This window comes from Paractinoplanes deccanensis, from assembly GCF_016862115.1.
GTDB classification, from domain to species: domain Bacteria; phylum Actinomycetota; class Actinomycetes; order Mycobacteriales; family Micromonosporaceae; genus Actinoplanes; species Actinoplanes deccanensis.
The window spans coordinates 46160-64930 of record NZ_BOMI01000017.1 but is presented as its reverse complement, the minus strand read 5'-3'; the positions used below and the strand labels follow the sequence as shown (position 1 = coordinate 64930).

At 73.7% G+C, this 18771-nt stretch carries 17 protein-coding genes; 5 read left to right on the top strand and 12 right to left on the bottom strand.

Going from position 1 to position 18771, the window contains the following annotated elements:
* Positions 1-3: 3 nt before the first annotated feature.
* Both Ade02nite_RS05975 and Ade02nite_RS05970 read right to left on the bottom strand, forming a co-directional pair.
* A complete protein-coding gene (locus tag Ade02nite_RS05975) occupies positions 4-1905 on the bottom strand; it encodes a tetratricopeptide repeat protein (RefSeq protein WP_203760499.1) in 1902 nt (633 codons plus the stop codon).
* Between the two features lie 67 nt (positions 1906-1972).
* Entirely contained in the window at positions 1973-2758 is a 786-nt protein-coding gene (locus Ade02nite_RS05970) for a hypothetical protein (protein WP_203760498.1), read from the bottom strand.
* 196 nt (positions 2759-2954) lie between these two features.
* Here Ade02nite_RS05970 and Ade02nite_RS05965 point away from each other — a divergent pair, with 196 nt between their 5' ends.
* Positions 2955-4451 (top strand): PP2C family protein-serine/threonine phosphatase, encoded by a 1497-nt coding sequence (locus Ade02nite_RS05965; RefSeq protein WP_203760497.1) that lies wholly within the window; start codon positions 2955-2957, stop codon positions 4449-4451.
* Between the two features lies 1 nt (position 4452).
* Here Ade02nite_RS05965 and Ade02nite_RS05960 read toward each other — a convergent pair whose 3' ends face one another.
* Together Ade02nite_RS05960 and Ade02nite_RS05955 are read right to left on the bottom strand one after the other, a co-directional pair.
* Positions 4453-4842, bottom strand: coding sequence for an ATP-binding protein (locus tag Ade02nite_RS05960; protein ID WP_203760496.1), 390 nt, complete (start codon positions 4840-4842; stop codon positions 4453-4455).
* A complete protein-coding gene (locus Ade02nite_RS05955) occupies positions 4839-5198 on the bottom strand; it encodes an STAS domain-containing protein (RefSeq protein ID WP_203760495.1) in 360 nt (119 codons plus the stop codon). Before Ade02nite_RS05955 ends, Ade02nite_RS05960 begins: the two co-directional genes overlap by 4 nt.
* A 135-nt stretch (positions 5199-5333) precedes the next feature.
* Between Ade02nite_RS05955 and Ade02nite_RS05950 the strand changes: the two genes are divergently transcribed.
* The gene (locus Ade02nite_RS05950) at positions 5334-6047 is read left to right on the top strand and encodes a laminin G domain-containing protein (RefSeq protein ID WP_203760494.1); all 714 of its coding nucleotides are present in this window, start codon (positions 5334-5336) and stop codon (positions 6045-6047) included.
* 63 nt (positions 6048-6110) lie between these two features.
* Positions 6111-7502, top strand: a complete 1392-nt coding sequence (locus Ade02nite_RS05945) for a serine/threonine-protein kinase (RefSeq protein WP_239168564.1) — start codon at positions 6111-6113, stop codon at positions 7500-7502.
* 4 nt (positions 7503-7506) lie between these two features.
* Here the strand turns inward: Ade02nite_RS05945 and Ade02nite_RS05940 are convergent, their stop codons facing one another.
* On the bottom strand, positions 7507-8517 hold the full coding sequence (locus tag Ade02nite_RS05940) for a LacI family DNA-binding transcriptional regulator (protein WP_203760493.1): 1011 nt from the start codon (positions 8515-8517) through the stop codon (positions 7507-7509).
* 115 nt (positions 8518-8632) lie between these two features.
* Between Ade02nite_RS05940 and Ade02nite_RS05935 the strand changes: the two genes are divergently transcribed.
* The gene (locus Ade02nite_RS05935) at positions 8633-9124 is read left to right on the top strand and encodes a GNAT family N-acetyltransferase (RefSeq protein WP_203760492.1); all 492 of its coding nucleotides are present in this window, start codon (positions 8633-8635) and stop codon (positions 9122-9124) included.
* Positions 9125-9903: 779 nt separating this feature from the next.
* On the opposite strand, the gene Ade02nite_RS05930 is transcribed toward Ade02nite_RS05935, so the two are convergent.
* On the bottom strand, positions 9904-12336 hold the full coding sequence (locus Ade02nite_RS05930; RefSeq protein ID WP_203760491.1) for an ATP-binding protein: 2433 nt from the start codon (positions 12334-12336) through the stop codon (positions 9904-9906).
* A 204-nt stretch (positions 12337-12540) separates the two neighbouring features.
* Here Ade02nite_RS05930 and Ade02nite_RS05925 point away from each other — a divergent pair, with 204 nt between their 5' ends.
* Positions 12541-12906, top strand: coding sequence for a hypothetical protein (locus tag Ade02nite_RS05925; protein WP_203760490.1), 366 nt, complete (start codon positions 12541-12543; stop codon positions 12904-12906).
* A gap of 40 nt (positions 12907-12946) precedes the next feature.
* On the opposite strand, the gene Ade02nite_RS05920 is transcribed toward Ade02nite_RS05925, so the two are convergent.
* From Ade02nite_RS05920 to Ade02nite_RS05895, 6 genes are read right to left on the bottom strand one after another with little or no spacing between them, the layout of a single operon-like run.
* Complete coding sequence (locus Ade02nite_RS05920; RefSeq protein ID WP_203760489.1) at positions 12947-14167, bottom strand: MFS transporter; 1221 nt, start codon at positions 14165-14167, stop codon at positions 12947-12949.
* Positions 14164-14628 (bottom strand): MarR family winged helix-turn-helix transcriptional regulator, encoded by a 465-nt coding sequence (locus Ade02nite_RS05915; protein ID WP_239168563.1) that lies wholly within the window; start codon positions 14626-14628, stop codon positions 14164-14166. Before Ade02nite_RS05915 ends, Ade02nite_RS05920 begins: the two co-directional genes overlap by 4 nt.
* Positions 14629-14656: 28 nt before the next feature.
* Positions 14657-16279: an L-glutamate gamma-semialdehyde dehydrogenase gene (gene pruA / locus Ade02nite_RS05910; protein ID WP_203760488.1), complete on the bottom strand. Its 1623-nt coding sequence runs from the start codon at positions 16277-16279 to the stop codon at positions 14657-14659.
* Positions 16280-17002, bottom strand: a complete 723-nt coding sequence (locus tag Ade02nite_RS05905; RefSeq protein ID WP_203760552.1) for an ABC transporter ATP-binding protein — start codon at positions 17000-17002, stop codon at positions 16280-16282.
* Positions 16999-17802, bottom strand: a complete 804-nt coding sequence (locus tag Ade02nite_RS05900) for an ABC transporter ATP-binding protein (RefSeq protein ID WP_203760487.1) — start codon at positions 17800-17802, stop codon at positions 16999-17001. Before Ade02nite_RS05900 ends, Ade02nite_RS05905 begins: the two co-directional genes overlap by 4 nt.
* Positions 17792-18763 carry a branched-chain amino acid ABC transporter permease gene (locus tag Ade02nite_RS05895; RefSeq protein ID WP_203760486.1) on the bottom strand — a complete coding sequence of 324 codons (972 nt, stop codon included), beginning with the start codon at positions 18761-18763 and terminating at the stop codon, positions 17792-17794. Before Ade02nite_RS05895 ends, Ade02nite_RS05900 begins: the two co-directional genes overlap by 11 nt.
* Positions 18764-18771: the final 8 nt, after the last annotated feature.

Below are 18771 nucleotides of genomic sequence, written 5' to 3'. Positions count from 1 at the left end.
GACTCAGTTCTGGCGGTTCTCGGCGGCGGTGGCGAAGTCGTCGAGGAGGCGGGCCAGGCCACCGACCGACTCCTCGGGCAGGACGGCGGTGACGGCGCGGTGGAACTCCCGCTCGCCCAGGGCGGCGCGCAGCCGGGCCAGGTCGGCGACCTCGACGCGGGCGTCGGGCAGGCCCAGCGCGATCTCGATGGCGAGCGCCTGGCAGTGCAGGGCGACCGCCTCGCTCAGCCGGCCGCCGAGCGCGCAGAGCAGGCCCAGCCGGTGCTGGCCCGCGGCCAGGCCGGCCCGGTTGCCGGTCTCGGCGTCGACCAGCAGGGCCTGCCGCAGGCGGCGCTCGGCGGTGGCGTGGTCGCCCCGGTCCTCGGCGAGGCGGGCCAGCTTGTGGCAGATCGACGCCAGCTGGGCACGGTCGCCGGCCGCTTCGCTGACCGACACGGCGCGGCCGAGCAGCCGTTCGGCCTCGGCCGTCTCGCCCCGCCGGTGCGCGAGCAGGCCCAGGTAGTGCAGGAGGCTGCCGGCGTCGCGGCTGTCCGGCGCGACCCAGCCGAGCGTCTCCTCGCAGACCGCGCGCGCCCAGTCCCACGCCGACCACATGTCGAGGCGCTCGCGCACCAGGAAGCTGAGCCGGATCGCCTCGTCCACCCGCCCGGCGAGGAAGAGGTGCTGCCGGGCCTCGATCAGGTCGCCCAGGTCGGCGACCGGGTCGCTGTCCCTCGGTCGTACGCGGTGACGGTAGTACTCCGCCGCCCGCCGGTGCTCGCGGGTCGTCTCCTCGGGACAGAGCCGGGCGATCGCCTCGGCGGTCCAGCGGTGCACGAGATGGCGTACGTCGTCCTCGCCCACCCCCGGCCCGGCCGGCGCCGGCACCTCGGCGACCAGGCCCAGCCCGGTGAGCAGGTCGAGCCCGGCCGACAGGTCGGGCGGCGCGCCGGGCACCGCGGCGTGCCGGATCAGCGCGGGCTCGTCGGCCGGCCGGCGATAGACGGCCGCGCCCACGAGCAGCCGCCGGGTGTCGTCGTCGAGCAGCGCGAGCAGGTCGTCGAGCACCGCTTCGTTCACTGTGGTCGCGATCGCCTCGGCCAGCGCCAGGCCCGCCCGGCGGTCGCCGGCGCTCGCGGATCGCAGCTCCTCGGCCCAGCGGCCGGGATCGGGCGTCCCCTCGGCCGCGAGCACCCGGTCGAGACGCTCGGCCACCGCGGCGAACCCGGCGGTGCTGCGGCGCAGCAGCGCGTCCAGATGCTCCAGAGTGCGGGGATGGCCGCCGGTCCCGAGCCAGGCCCTTCGGTGCTCGGCCGCGGTGAGCGCGCCGAGAGCCGGCAGCCGCGAGCCCAGCATCCGGGCCTCGGCCTCGGTCAGCGGCCCGACGTGGTGCTCGGTGAGCCGCTCGTGCAGGCCGTCCGGGAGGGTGAACGGGCGGCGGCTGGTGATCAGCACCCGATGCGAGCCGGGCTCACGGATCCAGCGGGCGAGGAACGCCGCCAGTCCCCGATCGGCGGGCTCGCCCCGGTGATCGGTCGCGAAGTCGTCGACGACCAGGGTGACCGGCCGCTCGCCGAGCACGGCGAAGGCGGTGGCGAGCCGGTCACGCCAGAACTCGTCGGGGGTGCGCAGGTAGGCCGCGAGCCGCCGGCGGCGGTCGTCGGCGGCCCGGTCCGGCCAGGACGGCTCGGCGCCGAGGAGCCGGCCGAACGTGTCGAGGACCTGCTCGCCGGTGTCGGCGCCGCTGACCCGCACCACGAGCCCGGCCTCGGCGCCCAGCCGGCGCACCAGCTCGGTGGCGAGGCTGCCCCGGCCGGAGCCGCTCAGGCCGTGCAGGACCACGCCGGCATGCTCGGGCCGGCGCAGGGCCTCCAGCAGGGTTCGCAGGTCGTCGCGGCGCCCGGCGAACCTCTCCGGCTCGTCCATATCGGTCACGGTAACCCCGTGGACCGGCGCGGGCGCACCCCGAACGGTCAGACCTAACGGTCAGACCTCAGCGCTCGGCGACCGCTTCGTCCTCTTCGTCCACCTCGTCCTCTTCGCTGTGGCGCTGGGCGGGCACCGCGTCGTCGCGGTCGTCGGGAGCGCCGTGGCGAGGACCGGGCTCGGCCACCGGGCCGGCCTCGGGCAGGTCGCCGGTGACCTGGGGCTGGTCGACCCAGAGGGCGCGCAGCTGGCCCTGCATGAACGTGGTGAGGCGGGACCGGTATTCGCGGTCGAACGACTCGAGCGCCTCGATCTGCTGCTGGAGCGCCTCGCGCTTGCTGCCGAGGCTGCCCACCACGTCGTCGTAGCGCTGGCGGGCCTGCTGGTTGAGGTGGTCGGCGTTGGCCTGGGCGTCCTGGGCGATCTGCTCGGCCTGCGTGCGGGCGTCGGTGACGATCTTCTCCGCGTTGCGGCGCGCCTCCTCGGTGCGGGCGTGCGAGTCGCGGGCGATCTGCTCGGCGGCGGCGCGGGCGTCGGAGAGGATCTTCTCGGCCTCGCGGCGCACGTTGTGGGCGTGCACCTGGGCGTCGCGGGCGATCTGCTCGGCGGCGGCCAGCGCGTCCGTACGGATCTTGTCGGCCTGGTGGTGGGCCCGGGCGACGTGCTCCTCGGCGGTGCGCTGCGCGAGGGTCAGGACCTGGAGCGCCTGGTTGGGGTGCTGACCGGGCTGGCCGGGCTGGGCGCCCTGTGCGGACTGTGCCGGGCCGGACTGGGCCGAGCCGGCCTGCTGCGTCGGCGCGACGAGGGCGTGCTCCGAGGTCTGGCTCTCCGTTGACGTCCCATTGAGCAGCACTTTGACACGATCCTTCATACGGTTGTCGGACACGGGAAAGACCTCCGAACCTGCGAGTCGCGGGGTAGGACCACTCGCACGGCGCTGGCGTGATCCGCGGGATGCTACCAAGCTGAACAGCGACTTAGCGAGGTGTTGTCACTCGGTGATGCACCGGCCGCACCGGGCGTGCGATGGCGCCCACTACGCTGTGCGCATGGCCGGCGACGAGGTGGCCCGGGTCGTCCGTGAGATGCTGTCCGTCATCCCGGCGGGCTGCTCCTGGTTGCTGCCCGTGCACGCCGCCGACGGCACGGTGCGTGACTTCCGGGTGGCCGCGACGAGCGGGCGCGGCAAGGACATCTACCGCCGCGGCACCAGCCGGGTCGACCGCCTGCTGAGCGAGCTCTACCCGAGCATCGTCGGGGGCGACCTCTGGCAGATCTACCTCGAGGCGGTACGCACGGGCGAGCCCTGCGAGCTCAAGGACTTCCGGTACGACGAGAAGCAGGCCGGCGTGGAGGCGCACACGCTCTTCGACGTCACCGTGCAGCCGGCGCTCGGCGGCCTGCTCGTCTGGTGGCAGCGCGTCGACGAGGACCGCCGCCGGATGGCGAACACCGAGCTGCTCGGCAGCCTGGGCTGGACCGAGCTCGACCTGGTCACCGGGGCGAGCGACTGGTCACCGGGGATGTACCGGATCTTCGAGCGCGACCCGGCGCTCGGGCCGATGTCGCGCGCCGAGCAGGCCGCCGCGATGGACCCCGGCGACCGCGGCATCGCCGAGACGGCCTGGCAGACCATGGACAGCGGGAGCCCCGCCGACGTGACCGTCCGCTTCGCCGTCGGCGGCGGTGTGAAGCACCTGCGGATCCTCTCCGACGTGAGCACCGACGCCGACGGCCGTCCACTGAAGATCAACGCGGTGGTGCAGGACGTGACCGCGCGGGAGAGCTCGCGCACCGCCATCGACCGGCTCCGCGACCAGCTGCGCACCCGGGAGATGACCGCGCTCGCCGAGCACCGGCTCGCCGGCCAGCTCCAGCACATGATCCAGCCGATTCCCCGGGAGCCGTTCCCGCTGCCCGGCCTGCGGGTGCTGGTCCGCTACACGCCCGCGGAGAACACCGTCCGGGTGGGCGGCGACTGGTACTGCGCGCAGGAGCTCGCCGACGGGCGGGTGCTGCTGGCCGTCGGCGACGTGGCCGGGCACGGTCTGGCCGCGGCGAACGGCATGGCCCATCTGCGGTTCGCGCTGATCGCCTGGCTGTCGATCGGCGTGCACGACCCGGCGCTGCTGCTGCGGCACCTCAACCGGCTCTGCGGGCAGCTGCGGCTGACCGGGACGGCGGTGCTCGGCGTCTTCGACCCGGCCACCCGCGAGCTGGCCTGGGGACGGGCCGGGCACGCGGCGCCGCTGCTGGCCCGATCGGGTGCGGCCCGGCCGCTCGAGCTGCCGGAGGGGCTGCTGCTCGGCGCGGACGACGCGGCCGCGTACGAGATCTCGAAGCCGGTCCTGGCCGCCGGCGACCTCCTGTTGCTCTACACCGACGGCCTGGTGGAACGGCGCGGCGCGCCGGCGCTCCTGCCCCGCGTCCTGGAGGGACTGGCCGAGGCGTCGTCCGGCCCGGAGGTGCCGCTGCACGCGGTGACGGCCGCGCACCGGGCCAGCCCGGACGACGACACCTGCACCGTCCTGGTGCGGGTGCTCTGATCTAGAGGGCGAGGGCCAGCCGTACGCGGGTGCCCTCGGGCGACTCCTCGACGCCCACCTGGTCGCAGATCCGCTCGACGATCGCCAGGCCGCGGCCGCGTGGCGCGTCGGCGGCGGGCATCGCGCGGCCGAGCGTCCGCATCGGACCGCTGTCGATCACGTCGCAGACGACGTGGCCGTCCTCGGCCCAGAGACGCACGACGCCACCGCTGTCCGTGTGCTGGAGCGTGTTGGTGGCGAGCTCGCTGACGGCGAGCGTGAGCAGGTCGGCGCGGGAGCCCGGCAGGCCGAGCGCGGTGGCGTGCAACCGGACGAAGTCGCGCAGCGGGGCAAGGTCACCGGGTTCGGCATAGGTGGCCTCGTACGGGGCGGTGGCGGGCTCGGCGTTCATCCGCCCGTCCCGCGCTCGGCGGCCGGCGGCTCCTCGGCCGCGACGGCCGCGCCCTCGCCGAGGAGCGTGGCGACGCCGGTGATGTCGAGGACGGTCGCGACCGCGCCCGTGGCCCCCGCGACGATCACCCGGCCACCCCGCTCGCGGGCGGTGTGGTGGGCGGTGACCAGGCTGTGCACGCCGCTGGAGTCGAGGAAACCGACCGCGGCGAGGTCGACCACGACCCGCTCGTGGCCGTCGACGGCGGCCAGCAGCACGGTGACGAGCTCGTCCTGCACGGAAAGGTCGCAGTCGCCGGAGAGGATCACTCGCGCCTCGCCGGCTTCCTCGGAGGTTCTTGCCTCGAAGCGCCCCATCGCCGACATCATGTCATCCGGGCGCATTCTTCCCAACGAAGTCCACTCGATCCGAGGCTTCGCCGTACGGGAGGGCCGGCTCCTGCGTACACTCAAGCCGTCAAAATGGAAATAGCGCGCTAACGGGGATTAACCATGAAAAAGCGGCGTTTGTGGATGGTCTCCGTGGCTGTGGCCTCCCTTCTCGTGCCGGCACCGGCCCGAGCCTCGGCCGGACACGAGATCGCGTTCTGGGGCATGAACGAACGGGCCGGCTCGTCGACGATGCGCGACGGCAGCGGGCACGGCTTCAACGGCCGGATCGGCCGCGACATCGGCGTCGGGATGCGCACCGACAGCAGCTACGGCTACCGCTTCGAACGCCTGGAGCCGGACACGCCGCCCACCCGCCCCGGGCACCTGGCGCTCGTGCCGGACGACGGCGAGCTCGACCCCGGCACCCGCGACTACGCGATCACGGTGCGGCTGCGCACCCGCGAGCACTTCGGCAACATCATCCAGAAGGGCCAGGCCACCGTCCGCGGCGGCAGCTACAAGATCCAGATCCCGAACGGGCGCGTGCAGTGCTGGTTCCGCGGCTCCGCCACGGCGCTGCTGGTGACGGCCCCGCGAGCGATCAACGACGGAAGCTGGCACACGATCCGCTGCGAGCGCACCGACGAGGGCGTGTCGCTCGCCATCGACGGGCGCACGGTCGCCGGCCGCTACGGCCGCACCGGGGCGATCGCCAACGAGTGGCCCATCGCGATCGGCGGCAAGACCGACTGCGATCAGGTCGACGTCGGGTGCGACTACTTCGCCGGCGACATCGACTACATCGCGCTGGAAGTGGACGAACACGCCTGGTGACCGCCACCGGTCCCGGCCGGCGCCGGAGTTGACACCCGTCCCGATCCGGGCGAATGTTCCCTCGTGAGCGAAGACTGGCCGATTGCGGGAACCCTGCTCGCTTCTCGATACCGTCTGGTCGAGCTCCTCGAGATCGGCGGCATGTCGCAGATCTGGCGCGCCGACGACGACCTGCTGGGCCGCCCCGTGGCGGTGAAGCTGCCGCTCGGCGCCCAGGTGGTGTGGCGCGAGGCGCGCATGGCGGCCAAGCTGCAGCACCCGAACATCGCGGCGGTGCACGACTACCGCGAGGCGGTGCGGCCGGACGGCTCGGTGACGCCGTTCGTGGTGATGGAGCTGCTGGCCGGCGAGTCGGTGGCGGCCCGGCTCGACCGCGAGACGATCGGCCTGCCCGAGGCGGCCCGCATCGGAGCGGCGGTGGCCGACGCGCTGGCCGCCGCCCACGCGAGCGGCGTGATCCACCGGGACATCAAGCCGGGCAACGTGATGCTCACCCCCACCGGCGTGAAGATCCTCGACTTCGGCATCAGCGCGACGGCGGGCGAACCGGACGACGACGAGTCGGGCTCCACCTTCGGCACCCCGGCGTACGTGGCGCCGGAACGCCTCGACGGCATGCCGGCCGAACCCGCCACCGACGTGTACGGGCTCGGCGTCCTCCTGTTCGAGATGGTCACGGGCGACCCGCCCTATCCGGTCGACACGTGGGAGGAACTGGCCGAGGCGCGCTCGAACGGCGGGCCCCGGCGGCTGCCGCCCACGCTGCCCGCCGCGTTCCGCGACCTGGTGAACCGGTGCCTCGACGAGTCGCCGGAGGCGCGGCCGGCGGCTTCCGAGGTGCGCTTCGACCTGACGGCGCTGTGGCTGAAGCCGGCGCCCCCTTCGCCGGCCGCCGCGTCGTGGGCTTATGTGCCCGGCCGCGCCGCCGGTGGGCGGGCTCCGGCCACCACGCTCGCCCTCACCGGGCCGCCGGCGCGCCGCCGCGCCCTCGCCGTGAGCGTCACGGCGCTGGTCGTGGCCCTGGCCGGCCTGATCGCCGCCGTCAACTGGCCGCGCGAAGAGAAGATCGACGCCAACCCCGAGCTGCCGCCGCCGGCGGTCGCCTCGACCCCGGCGGCACCGTTCGAGACGACCCGGCCCACGACGCCGCCGCCCACGTCGACATCGCCCACGCCGAAGCCGGCCCCCACGCTGAGCTTCGACGACGCGGTGGGCCGCTTCCGCACGGCCGTCGAGCGCGGCGCCGCCGGCGGCGACATCCGCTCCGACGTGGCCACCGACCTGCTCAACCTGCTCAAGCCGCTGACCCGCTCCGGCGGCGACGTCAGCAGCCAGGTCAGCCAGCTCCGTCAGAAGATCGACGACCGCGCCGGCGAGGGCACCGTCTCCTCCGCCCAGGCCGCGGTGCTCCGCTCCCGCCTCGCCGACCTCGACAAGGCGTCCCGCACGATGTGAGCTCTCAAGCCGAGCCCCGGATCACCAGGCGGGTCGGCAGGACGACCTGGCTCTCCGCCGGATCGTCGCCGTCGATCTTGGCGAGCAGCAGGCGCACCATCTCGCGGCCCATCTCGGCGATCGGCTGGTCGACGCTGGTGAGCTGAGGCTCGGTGTGCTGCGCCACGATCGAGTCGTCGAATCCGATCACCGCGACGTCCTGCGGGACACGGCGGCCGTGCTGGCGCAGGACCCGCATCGCACCCGAGGCCATCGTGTCCGAGGCGGCGAACACCGCGTCGAGGTCCGGGTACTGCTCCAGCAGCCGGTACATCGCCGCGGCGCCGCTCTCCTCGCTGAAGTCACCGAACGCCACCGGGCCGTCCCCGACCACGTCGCGGTAGCCCTCGAGCCGCCCGATGCCGGCGGTCATGTCGAGCGGCCCGGTGATCGCCGCGATCCGCCGCCGGCCCTGCGACCACAGGTAGGACACGGCCTCGCGCGCGCCGCCCCGGTTGTCGGCGTCGACGTAGGTGCCGCGGTCCGCGTACGTCGGCTTGCCCGCCCGTACCGTCGCCACACCCCGCTCCTCGAGCACGGCCGGCAGCGGGTCGTCGCCGTGCAGCGACAGCAGCAGCGCCCCGTCGACGTGCTGCCGCGTCAGATAGCCCTCGAGCCGCCGGCGCTCCTCCGGCGCTTGCGCGATCATGAGAACCATCTGAAGGTTGCGCGCCACCAGCACCGACGAGATCGCCTGCACGATCCGCCCGAAGAACGGCTCGGCGAAGAACCGCTCCCCCGACTCGAAGATGACCAGCGCCACCGAGTCGGTCCGCTGCGTGACCAGCGTGCGGGCGGCCCGGTTGGGCACGTACCCCAGCTCCTGGATCGCCTCCTCGACCGCCTGCCGCGCCCGCGGGCTCACCTGAGCCGAGCCGTTCACCACGCGCGACACCGTCCCGCGGCCCACACCGGCGCGCGCGGCGACCTCCTCCAGCGTCGGCCGTCCCGTCGCCCTGTTCCGCTCGGTCGTCATCGCGTGGCACCTTCCTCCGCGCGATCGGAGGTCGCGCCCGACACAAAGTACCTGCCCCGCGCAGCCCGCCATAATGTGGTCGCGCCCGGCCCGCGGCGCCGCTACGGTCTGGCGCGTGCAGCTCCGAGACTTCGACGACCACGATTGGCCCGCCGTCTGGCCGATCATCCACGAGGTGATCACGGCGGCCGACACCTTCCCGTACGACCCGGCGATGTCCCCCGACCAAGCCCGGGCCGTCTGGATCGAACGCCCGCCCGGCCGCACCACGGTGGCCGCCGACACGGGCGGAGGCGTCCTCGGCACCGCGAAGATGGGCCCCAACCGGGCAGGCCCGGGCGCCCACATCGCCACCGCGAGCTTCATGGTCGCCGCGTCCGCGCGCGGTCAGGGGGTGGGCACGCTCCTGTGCCGCGACGCCCTCGCGTGGGCTCGCTCCGAGGGGTACGCGGGCATGCAGTTCAACGCGGTGGCCGCTTCCAACCAGGCCGCCGTCGCTTTGTACGAACGCCTCGGCTTCACCGTGCTGGGGACTGTGCCGGGCGCTTTCCAGCACCCCACGCTGGGGCGCGTGGGGCTGCATCTGATGTACCAGAGCTTCGAGTAGCCGCGGCGAAGGGGCGCCGGGACCGCAGACGCCCTGCACCGACCTGCTGGGGCCGCTTCACCGGCCTGCCGTCGCACCACCCCTTACCGGCCCGGCGACGCATCGTCCTTCGCCGGCCCGTCGCAACCGCGCATGCCCGCACGCCTTCGGCACCACCGCGGACGCCCTCGGCACCGCCGCACACCTCGCCACGGCCGCAGGCCGGCACGACCGCACACACCCCGCCACCGCGCAGGTCCAATCCCATCCGGCACCCGCACGCGCCCGCCGCCATCGCGGACGTCCCGAACAAACCCGGCACCGCCGCCATGCCCCTGCCGCCACCGCGGATGTCCCGAACCAAACCGGCACCGCCGCCATGCCCTTGCCGCCACCGCGGACGTCCCGAACCAAACCGGCACCGCTGCCCACGCCTCCGCCGCCACCGCGCGCCCTGAACCGACCCGCCGCACAGAGTCCGTCCAGCGGATCAAGACCGGCGAGCGGAGCCGCTTCGCCAACGGCCCGTTGTCCACAGCAGCCGTTGTCCACAGCAGCCGTTGTCCACAGCCGACGCGGCTTGATCACGCGTTTTTCGGGAGGATGGCTCTCGTGGTGGGGGTCCCCCTTTGGGAGGGTGGGCTGTGTGGTGGGCGCGCTGCCGGGGTGGCGGTGCCTCACATCGCGGGTTCGGCGGCGGCCGGCCAAGCCGAGGCAGGGCCGCCAGTGCCGGCGCGGCTCGCCCACCACGCCGCCGGCGATGGCGCAGGTGCGTCCACGTCGCCGCGGCCGGAGCCGGGTCAGAGCGGCCCGATAGCCGCCGGCGGGTCGTGGTGGGACAGCTTCGCCTTGACCATGTCGGCCTGGGGGTGTTCGAGTTCGCGCAGGGTGTCGTAGGCCGCCCGCCAAGCTCGGTGGGCCTCGTCGGCGGCGCCGGCGGCCGCGTGGGCGTCGCCGAGGCTGTCGAGGGCGCCGGCCTCCTGGACGCGGTTGCCGAGCTCGCGGTGCAGGGCTGCCGAACGCCGGCAGCACGCGATCGCCTCCTCGTGCTCGCCGAGGTGGCTGAGCGCGTGGCCGAGGCTGTCCAGGGCGAGCGCCTCCTCGTGCTGGGCGCCCAGAGTGTGGTGCAGCTCGACCGATCTCGCGCAGAGCTCCGCCGCCTCGCGGTGCCGGCCCAGCTGGGCGAGGATCCAGCCGGCGAAGTTCATCGCCGAGGCCGCGCCGCGCCGGTGCCCGGCCGCCTCGAAGAGCTTCTCGGCGCGCCGGGCGTGGTCCAGCGCGACCTCCGGGTCGCCGTACTCGCTGTCGATCGTGCACAGCTGGAGGCACGTCTGCGCCTCGCCGGTCAGGTCGCCGGCCCGGCGGTAGAGCTCGGCCGCCTCGCGCAGCGCCGCGAGCGCCTCCTGCGGGCGGCCGTTGACGCTGCTCATGTGGGCGAGGCCGCGCAGCGCCAGGCCCTGCGCGGCCGGGTGGCCGAGTCGTTGCGCCGCCGCGCGGGCCAGCTGCCACGATCGGGCCCACTCCGGCCAGTGGCCTCGCCGGCGCAGATAGGAGTTGAGCGCCCAGACGAGCTGGAACGCGTGCGCGTCGTACCCCTCCGCCGCCGCCTGCTCGACGGCCGCCAGCAGCGAGCGCAGCTCCGCGTCGAGCCACGCGGTCGCCTCGTCCCGATCGGCGAACGGGCTGATCTCCGGGCCGAGGCGTGCCAGCGGCATCGGGTCGCGTTCGGGCCGCAGCAGACGGTCGGCCGCCAGCGCCGTCGCGAGCCAGTGGTCCAGCATCCGGCTCACCGCGGCGCGGCGGGTCTCCTCGTCCTCGTTCTCACAGACCAGGCCTTTGGCGTACGCCCGGAGCAGGTCGTGCAGAACATAGCGGCGGGGCGCCGGGGTCTCGAGCAGGCTCGCGTCCACGAGCTCCGCCAGCTCGCGCCGGCATCGCGTCAGGTCCGTCCCGGCCAGCGCCGCCGCGGCCGCCTCCGGCACGTCGGGTCCCGCGCACAGCGACAGCATGCGGAACAGCTTCGCCGCCGCCCGACCGAGCCCCGCGTACGACCACGAGAACACCGTGCGGAGGTCGGTCGCCGCGTCCCCGGCCGTGAGCGGCTCGAGCACGTGATCGCCCTCCGCCAGCTCGCTCGCGAGGCCGGCCAGCGGATGCCCGGTCTGCCGCGCCCGCGCGGCCACGATGCTCAGCGCGAGCGGCAGCCCCGCGCACCGCCGCACGATCGTGTCGACCGCCTCAGCATCCGCACCGGTGAGCCGGCCCGCGAAAGACGCACCGCCGGCGGGCCGGACGCCGAAAGACGCATCACCAGCAGGCCGGACGCCGAAAGACGCACCACCGGCAGGCCGGACGCCGAAAGACGCACCACCGGCAGGCCCGCCGCTCGGCGGGTCGGGAGGAAGCTCGGCGCCCGTCAACCGGGCGGCCAGCAGGGCGCGGCCGTCGGCGTCGCTGAGCGCGGTGAGGGCGAGCGGCTGCGCCCCGTCGGTGACGGACAGCCCGGTGAGCTGGTTGCGGCTGGTCACGAGGGTGCGCACGGTGTCCGTGCCGGGCAGCAGCGGGCGCACCTGGGCGGCGTCGCGCGCGTTGTCCAGCACGACGACCAGCCGCTTGCCCGCGACCAGTCCTCGATAGCTGGAGGCCAGCGCGTCCAGGCTCGCCTGCTGCTGGCGGGGCGGGGCGCCGAGCGCGTCGAGGAGGATGCGCAGCGCCTCGTCCGGTGGCATCGGCTCGCCGCCGGAGAAGCCGCGCAGGTTCACGTAGAGCCGCCCGTCCGGGAAGCGCTCGCCGCGGCGGTGCGCCCAGTGCACGGCGAGCGCGGTCTTGCCGACCCCGGCCGGCCCCGAGACGGTCACCACCGGCGCCGCCGTGTCGAGCGCCCGGAGTGCACCGGCCCGCCCCACCAGGCCGCGCACGTCCGCCGGCAGCAACTGTGGCCCGGACGGCACCGGCGAGTGCTGCGGGGCGGGGCCGGCCTCGTCCGCCGCCTCCCACCAGCCGCGCCAGCGCGAGAGGTCCCGTTGGCCGCAGGCCCGGACGTACGCCTCGGTGACCGCCCATCCGGGCAGCCGGCTCCCGCTCTCCGCGAGCGACAGGGTGCTGCGCGCGTATCCGGCGGCCGCCGCGAGCTGCCGCAGGGTCAGCCCGGCCCGTTCGCGGGCGCCCCGGAGCCGCCGGGCGAAACGCACCACCGGATCGTTCCCGTCGAGCGGCTGTTGCGATCTCGGCACCCTCGGTCCCCCACGTGGTCGGCCGGCGGTCGTCCTTTGGGGATTGTCCCCTGTTGTCCATCGACCGGCGCAAGTGAGTCGGCATTGCGGCAGGCGGGGCGGGCCGGCCCGGCAACGTTGTCCACCGCGGCGCCGGATCGCTTCGCCGCCGCCCGGAAGCGCCCCTACCGTCTTTTTCACAGCAAGCCGACACAGGGAGGGCACATGCGACACATCATCCGCAAGGCAGCCATGGCCACCGGGCTGGGCCTCGGCGCGCTCGCGCTGACCGCGACCCCGGCCCTCGCGGCCGGCCCGATCGGGGACAGCGGCGACTGGGACTTCTACAGCTCGGGGGTGCTCCGCGGCGGCGCGCACATCCAGCGGATCTCCGGCGACCACTACGACATCGCGGTCGCCGACAAGAACTCGGACGGGCTGCGCTTCTGCGTGCGCATCCACGCCAGCAACGGCAACCGGCCGCTCTACTGCGACACCAACAACGTGGGCGCGGCCATGCACTTCTCGATCTACTACAACTGGACCGGCGCCGACATCATCATGGGCAACGTCGTGCGCCCCTGGATCTGACGCCGGGGCCGCCCCGCCAACCGGGGCGGGGCGGCCCGGGTCAGGCGGGCAACCGGTAGCGGCGCAGGGCCGGGGTGGCGTAGGCGATCAGCGCCGTCCCGAGCAGGCCCAGGGCGCCACCGAGGGCGAGGGCCACGCCGCCGGAGGTGAGCGAGGCGACCAGGCCGGCGCGCAGGTTGCCGAGGTGCGGTCCGGCCGCGCCCGCGATGTGCTCGAGGGAGGCCACGCGTCCCCGGTACGTGTCCGGTGTGGCGCTCTGCACGACCGTGCCGCGCGACACCACGGCCCACGTGTCCGCCGCGCCGGCGATCGCGAGGAAGCCGAGCACCGCGAGCAGGCTGCCGCTGAGCCCGGCCAGGCCGAGCGCGACGGCCCAGACCGCGCCGCAGGCGAGCAGCATCAGGCCCGGGCGCGGGTGACGGGTGGCGAGGCCGGAGAGCACCGAGGCGAGCACCCCGCCGACCGCGACGGCGGTGGCGAACAGGCCGAGCACCTCGGGGCGGCCGCCGAACTTCTCCTCGTTGATGACCGGGAACAGGGCGAACGGCATGGCGAGCACCGTGGCGGCGAGGTCGGCCAGCAGGGCGCCGCGCACCTGGGGCGTGCGCACCGCGTACGACAGACCGGCCCGGACCGCCCGCACGCCGGACCGGCCCTCGGCGGCGGGAACGCCGGACGGCAGGCCGGCGAGGCCGACCAGGGCGAAGCCGAAGGTGAGCGTGTCGAAGGCGAAGCACCATCCCACCCCGGCGGCGGCGGTGAGCGCGCCGGCCGCGGCCGGGCCGAGCAGCATCGCCAGCTGGAACGACAGGTGGTTGAGGGCGAGGCCCGCGGCGAGGCGCTCGCCGGAGAGCACGGCGGGCACGAAGGTCTGGCGTGCCGGGCCGTTGAGGCCGCCGAGGGCCGATGAGACCGCGATCAGCAGCAGCATCGCCGGCACGCCGCCGAGGTCGGTGAAGGCCACCACCGTCATCGCGGCGCTCACCACGATCTGCCCGGCCGTGCACCGCAGGGCGAGCTTGCGCCGGTCGACGTGGTCGGCGAAGGCGCTTCCGGCCAGGGCCAGGACGATCAGGGGTACGCCGAGAGCGAGGCCGACGAGGCCGACGATCGCCGCGCTGTGGGTGCGGTCCCAGATGTAGTAGACGGTCGCGAAGCTGCCGAACTGGCCGCCGAACCCGGAGGCCGTGGTGCCGAGCCACAGCCTCCGGAACGTGCGGTTCTCGCGCAGCGGGCTGAGGTCCGCGAGCGCCGCCCTCATCCTAGGTGGTCCCGCAGGCGCCGGGCGAACGGCCGGCGGGCGAGCAGCTCACGCAGGTCGGCGGTGACCTGCGTGAGCGAGTACGGGAGCTCGGCGTCGAGCTCGCGCACGGCCGCCTCGGTGGCGCGCCACTCGGCGACGAGAAACGGCATGATCTCGGCGGCTCGGGCGGTGAGCCGGATGGGCCTGGTCCGCCCGTCGGTGCCGGGCACGCTCTCGACCAGGCCGGCCTTGGTCATCGCCGCCGCGGTCTGGCTCATCGCCGAGTGGCTGACGCCCCGCTTCTCGGCGAGCGCCCGGATGGTCATCGGCCCGAAGCGGTGCAGCGCGATGAGCGGGCCGACGAAGCGGGTGCGCACCTCGGCCATCTCGCGCGCCGCGTAGAGCTCGGCGATGTCCGCGTCCAGCGACGCGAGCAGCGCGTGCAGGTCGCTCCAGTGGTTGCTGTCCAGAAGGTCCACCGGAGCAATGTAACAGCACTTATACAATTTACCGCATGTGCGGATAGGCGACCGAGGTCGGCGGCGCGAACGTCTCCTTGATCGTCCGGGGCGAGGTCCACCGCACCAGGTTGTGCCAGGACCCGGCCTTGTCGTTGGTGCCCGACGCCCGGCCGCCGCCGAAGGGCTGCTGGCCCACCACGGCGCCGGTCGGCTTGTCGTTCAGATAGAGGTTGCCCGCCGCGAACCGCAGCCGGCGGCCGAGGTCCTCCAGCGCGCCCCGGTCCCGCGCGAAGATCGCCCCGGTCAGGGCGTACGGGCTGGCGGCGTCGGCCTGGCGCACCACCTCGTCGAGGTCGTCGTAGACGTACACCGCGAGGATCGGCCCGAAGTACTCCGTGGTGAACAGCTCGTCGGCGGGGTCCGTGCACTCCACGACGGTCGGCCGCACGAAATAGCCGACCTCGTCGTCGTACGTGCCGCCGGCCAGCACCGTGCACGACGGCGCCGCCTTGATCCGGTCGAGCGCCGCCGCGTGCCGCGCGAACGCCCGCGCGTCGATCACGGCGCCGCCGAAGTGCTTCAGGTCGGTGACGTCGCCGTACGAGAGCGCCTCGGTCTCCGCCGCGACCCGGTCGCGCAGGCCGGCCGCCCAGAGCGAGCGAGGCACGTACGCCCGCGAGGCGGCCGAGCACTTCTGCCCCTGATACTCGAACGCGCCCCGCACCATCGCGGTCGCCAGCGCCGCCGGATCGGCCGACGGATGGGCGAGGATGAAGTCCTTGCCGCCGGTCTCCCCCACCAGCCGGGGATACGAGCGGTAGGTGCCCAGGTTGGCGCCCACTGTCGCCCACAGGTGCTGGAACACTCGCGTCGAGCCGGTGAAGTGGATGCCCGCGAGGTCGGGGTGGGCCAGCGCCACGTCCGAGACCGCGAGCCCGTCCCCGGTCACCATGTTGATCACACCGGGCGGCAGGCCGGCCGCCTCGAGCAGCCGCATCGTGTGGTGCGCGGCGAGCTGCTGGGTGACCGACGGCTTCCAGATCACCGTGTTGCCCATGAGCGCCGGAGCGGTCGGCAGGTTGGCCGCGATCGCGGTGAAGTTGAACGGCGTGATCGCGTAGACGAAGCCCTCCAGCGGGCGGTGGTCCAGCCGGTTCCACGTGCCGGGCGCCGAGGCCGGCTGCTCGGCGAGGAGCTTGCGCCCGAAGTGGACGTTGAACCGCAGGAAGTCGATCAGCTCGCAGGCCGCGTCGATCTCGGCCTGGATGGCGGTTTTCGACTGCCCGAGCATGGTCGCCGCGTTGAGCGTGTCCCGCCACGGCCCGGCCGCCAGATCGGCCGCCTTCAAGAAGATCGAGGCCCGGGCCTCGTACGAGAGATCGCGCCACCCGGGAGCGGCCTCGCCCGCGGCGGCCACCGCGTCGAGCGCGTCGGCGCGCGTGGCATGGCGGGTCACGCCGAGCACGTGCGCGTGGCGGTGCGGCTGGACGACGTCGGCCGGCGCACCGCCGCCCATCCGGGTGCGGCCGCCGATCGTCATGGTCAGCTCCGCCCGCTCGCCGGCCAGCTCGGCGAGGCGCCGTTCCAGCGAGCCGCGCTCGGCGGTCCCGGGCGCGTAGCTCAGCACCGGCTCGTTGTGTGCTTCGGGCACCGTCAGCACGGCGTCCATCTAGTGGTCTCCTTCTCCTGCGAGGGTGCCGAGGTAGAGCTCGATCACCCGGGGGTCGTGCAGCAGCTCGCGGCCGGTGCCGGTGTGGGCGTTGCGGCCCTGGTCGAGGACGTACGCGCGGTCGCAGATCTGCAGGCAGCGCCGGGCGTTCTGCTCGACCATGACGACCGCGACGCCGGACTTGCGGATCCGGTGCGCGTGCAGGAAGACCTCGTCCTGGCGCTGCGGGGACAGGCCGGCGGACGGCTCGTCGAGCAGCAGCACCGACGGGTCCGTCATCAGGGCCCGGGCCATGGCGACCATCTGGCGCTCGCCGCCGGAGAGGGCGCCCGCCTTCTGCTTGAGCCGGCCGGCGAGGTCGGGGAAGAGCGCGCACACCGCGTCCCGCCGTTCCCGGAACGCGCGGGGACGCTGGAAGATCCCCATCTCGAGGTTCTCGCCGACGGTCAGGCCGGTGAAGACGTTGTCGGTCTGCGGCACGAAGCCCACGCCGCGGCCGACCAGCTTGTCGGGCTTGACCCCGGTGACGTCCTCGCCCCGCAGCACGATGCTGCCGGACCGCACCCGTACCTGGCCGAACATGGCCTTGAGCAGCGTCGACTTGCCGGCGCCGTTGGGGCCGACGATCCCCACCAGCTCGCCGGGCGCGGCGGTGAGGTCGCACCCGTTGAGGATGTCGACGTTCGGCAGGTAGCCGGCGACGAGGTCCTTCACCTCGATCACGCGTCCTCCTCGATCAGCGAGCGAAGGTCGGTGTCGTGGTGGGCGCCCAGGTAGGCGTCGACCACGGCCTCGGAGGAGAGCACGGACTCCGGCGTGCCCTCCGCGATGATCCGGCCGGCGGCCATGACGACCACCCAGTCGGCGAGGTTGCGGACCATGTGCATGTCGTGCTCGACGAAGAGCACCGTCATCCCGCGCTCGCGCAGGTCCGCGATGTGCCCCAGCAGCGACTGGGTCAGCGCCGGGTTCACCCCGGCCATCGGCTCGTCGAGCATCACGAGCGTGGGCTCGTTCATCAGCGCCCGCGCCATCTCCAGCAGCTTGCGCTGGCCGCCCGAGAGGCCGGCGGCGTAGTCGTCCGCCTTGCCGTCGAGCTTGAAGCGCGCCAGGATCTCGCGCGCCCGTTCGCGGTCGGTCCTGTCCTGCTTCTTCCAGACGACGCCGAGCAGCGCGTTGCGCAGCCGCTCGCCCGGCTGACGGTTCGATCCGAGCAGCATGTTGTCGAGGACGGTCAGCCGGCCCAGCACCTTGGTCAGCTGAAAGGTGCGCACCATGCCGAGACGCGCCACCCGGTACGGCGGCAGGCCCTGCACCGGCGTCCCGTCGAACGACCACGTGCCCCGCTGCGGCCGGTCGAACCCGGTCAGCAGGTTGAAGAACGTCGTCTTCCCCGCGCCGTTCGGCCCGATCAGCGCGGTGATCCTACCGCGCGGGATCTCGACGTGCTCGACGTCGACGGCGGTGACCCCGGCGAAGTGCCGGTGCACGCCGTCGGCGATGAGGATCGCGTCACTTGGCATCGAAGCTCAGCTCCGTCCGGTTTCCGAGGATGCCCTGCGGCCGGAAGACCACGAGCAGCACCAGCGCGGCGCCCACCAGCACGAACCGCAGCTGGCTGCCCTGCGTGGCGTTGTCGAGCAGCCCGGCGTCGACGCCCGCGTTCACCAGCTCGTCGGTGAAGCGCATGACCACCCAGAAGATCATCGAGCCGAGGATCGGGCCGAAGACCGTGGCCGCCCCGCCGAGGATCAGCATCGTGTACATGTTGAAGGTCATCCGCGACGCGAAGTCGAACGGCTGCACCGACGTCGGCTGCACGTAGAGGATGCCGGCGAGCGCGCCGATCGCCCCGCCCATCACCAGCGCCTGGAGCTTGTGGAGGTTGACGTTCTTGCCGAGGCTGAGCATCGCGTGCTCGTCCTCGCGGATGCCCTTGAGCACCAGCCCCCACGGGCTGCGGATCAGCAGGAACACGCCCACCGCGACGACCGCGACCACCGCCCAGTCGACCGTGGCGATCCACAGGTCCGTCGAGGTGAACGTCCACGGGCCCAGGTGCACCAGACCTTGCGGGTACGGGTTCGCGCCCGTGATCCATCCCGAGTAGTCGTTGTAGAGCCCGTTCGCGCCGCCGGTCACCGAGGCGAACGCGCTGGAGTTCAGCGTGAAGCGGATGATCTCGGCGCACGCGATGGTGACGATCGCCAGGTAGTCGGCGCGCAGCCGCAGCGTCGGGATGCCGAGCAGCAGCGCGTAGCCGACCGCCAGCAGCAGCGTCACGGCGATGGCGAGCGGCCACGACAGGCCGAGCTGCGTCACGCTGATCGCGAAGCCGTACCCGCCGATCGCGACGAAGCCGGCCTGGCCGAAGTTCACCAGGCCGGTGAACCCGAAGTGGATGTTGAGACCGATCGCGGCCAGCGCGTACGCGGCGGTGGTCGGCGTGATGATCTCGCGCAGCGAGTTGAGGATCCAGTCCATGGCGGCCC

What these genes read in the sequence shown, in the direction of transcription:
- Ade02nite_RS05920 (WP_203760489.1), bottom strand. Translation starts at nt 14,167, where the DNA reads ATGAGGGCGGCGCTCGCGGACCTCAGCCCGCTGCGCGAGAACCGCACG.
- Ade02nite_RS05955 (WP_203760495.1), bottom strand. Translation starts at nt 5,198, where the DNA reads ATGGGGCGCTTCGAGGCAAGAACCTCCGAGGAAGCCGGCGAGGCGCGA.
- Ade02nite_RS05965 (WP_203760497.1), top strand. Translation starts at nt 2,955, where the DNA reads ATGGCCGGCGACGAGGTGGCCCGGGTCGTCCGTGAGATGCTGTCCGTC.
- pruA (WP_203760488.1), bottom strand. Translation starts at nt 16,279, where the DNA reads ATGGACGCCGTGCTGACGGTGCCCGAAGCACACAACGAGCCGGTGCTG.
- Ade02nite_RS05975 (WP_203760499.1), bottom strand. Translation starts at nt 1,905, where the DNA reads ATGGACGAGCCGGAGAGGTTCGCCGGGCGCCGCGACGACCTGCGAACC.
- Ade02nite_RS05900 (WP_203760487.1), bottom strand. Translation starts at nt 17,802, where the DNA reads ATGCCAAGTGACGCGATCCTCATCGCCGACGGCGTGCACCGGCACTTC.
- Ade02nite_RS05895 (WP_203760486.1), bottom strand. Translation starts at nt 18,763, where the DNA reads ATGGACTGGATCCTCAACTCGCTGCGCGAGATCATCACGCCGACCACC.
- Ade02nite_RS05940 (WP_203760493.1), bottom strand. Translation starts at nt 8,517, where the DNA reads ATGACGACCGAGCGGAACAGGGCGACGGGACGGCCGACGCTGGAGGAG.
- Ade02nite_RS05960 (WP_203760496.1), bottom strand. Translation starts at nt 4,842, where the DNA reads ATGAACGCCGAGCCCGCCACCGCCCCGTACGAGGCCACCTATGCCGAA.
- Ade02nite_RS05925 (WP_203760490.1), top strand. Translation starts at nt 12,541, where the DNA reads ATGCGACACATCATCCGCAAGGCAGCCATGGCCACCGGGCTGGGCCTC.
- Ade02nite_RS05950 (WP_203760494.1), top strand. Translation starts at nt 5,334, where the DNA reads ATGAAAAAGCGGCGTTTGTGGATGGTCTCCGTGGCTGTGGCCTCCCTT.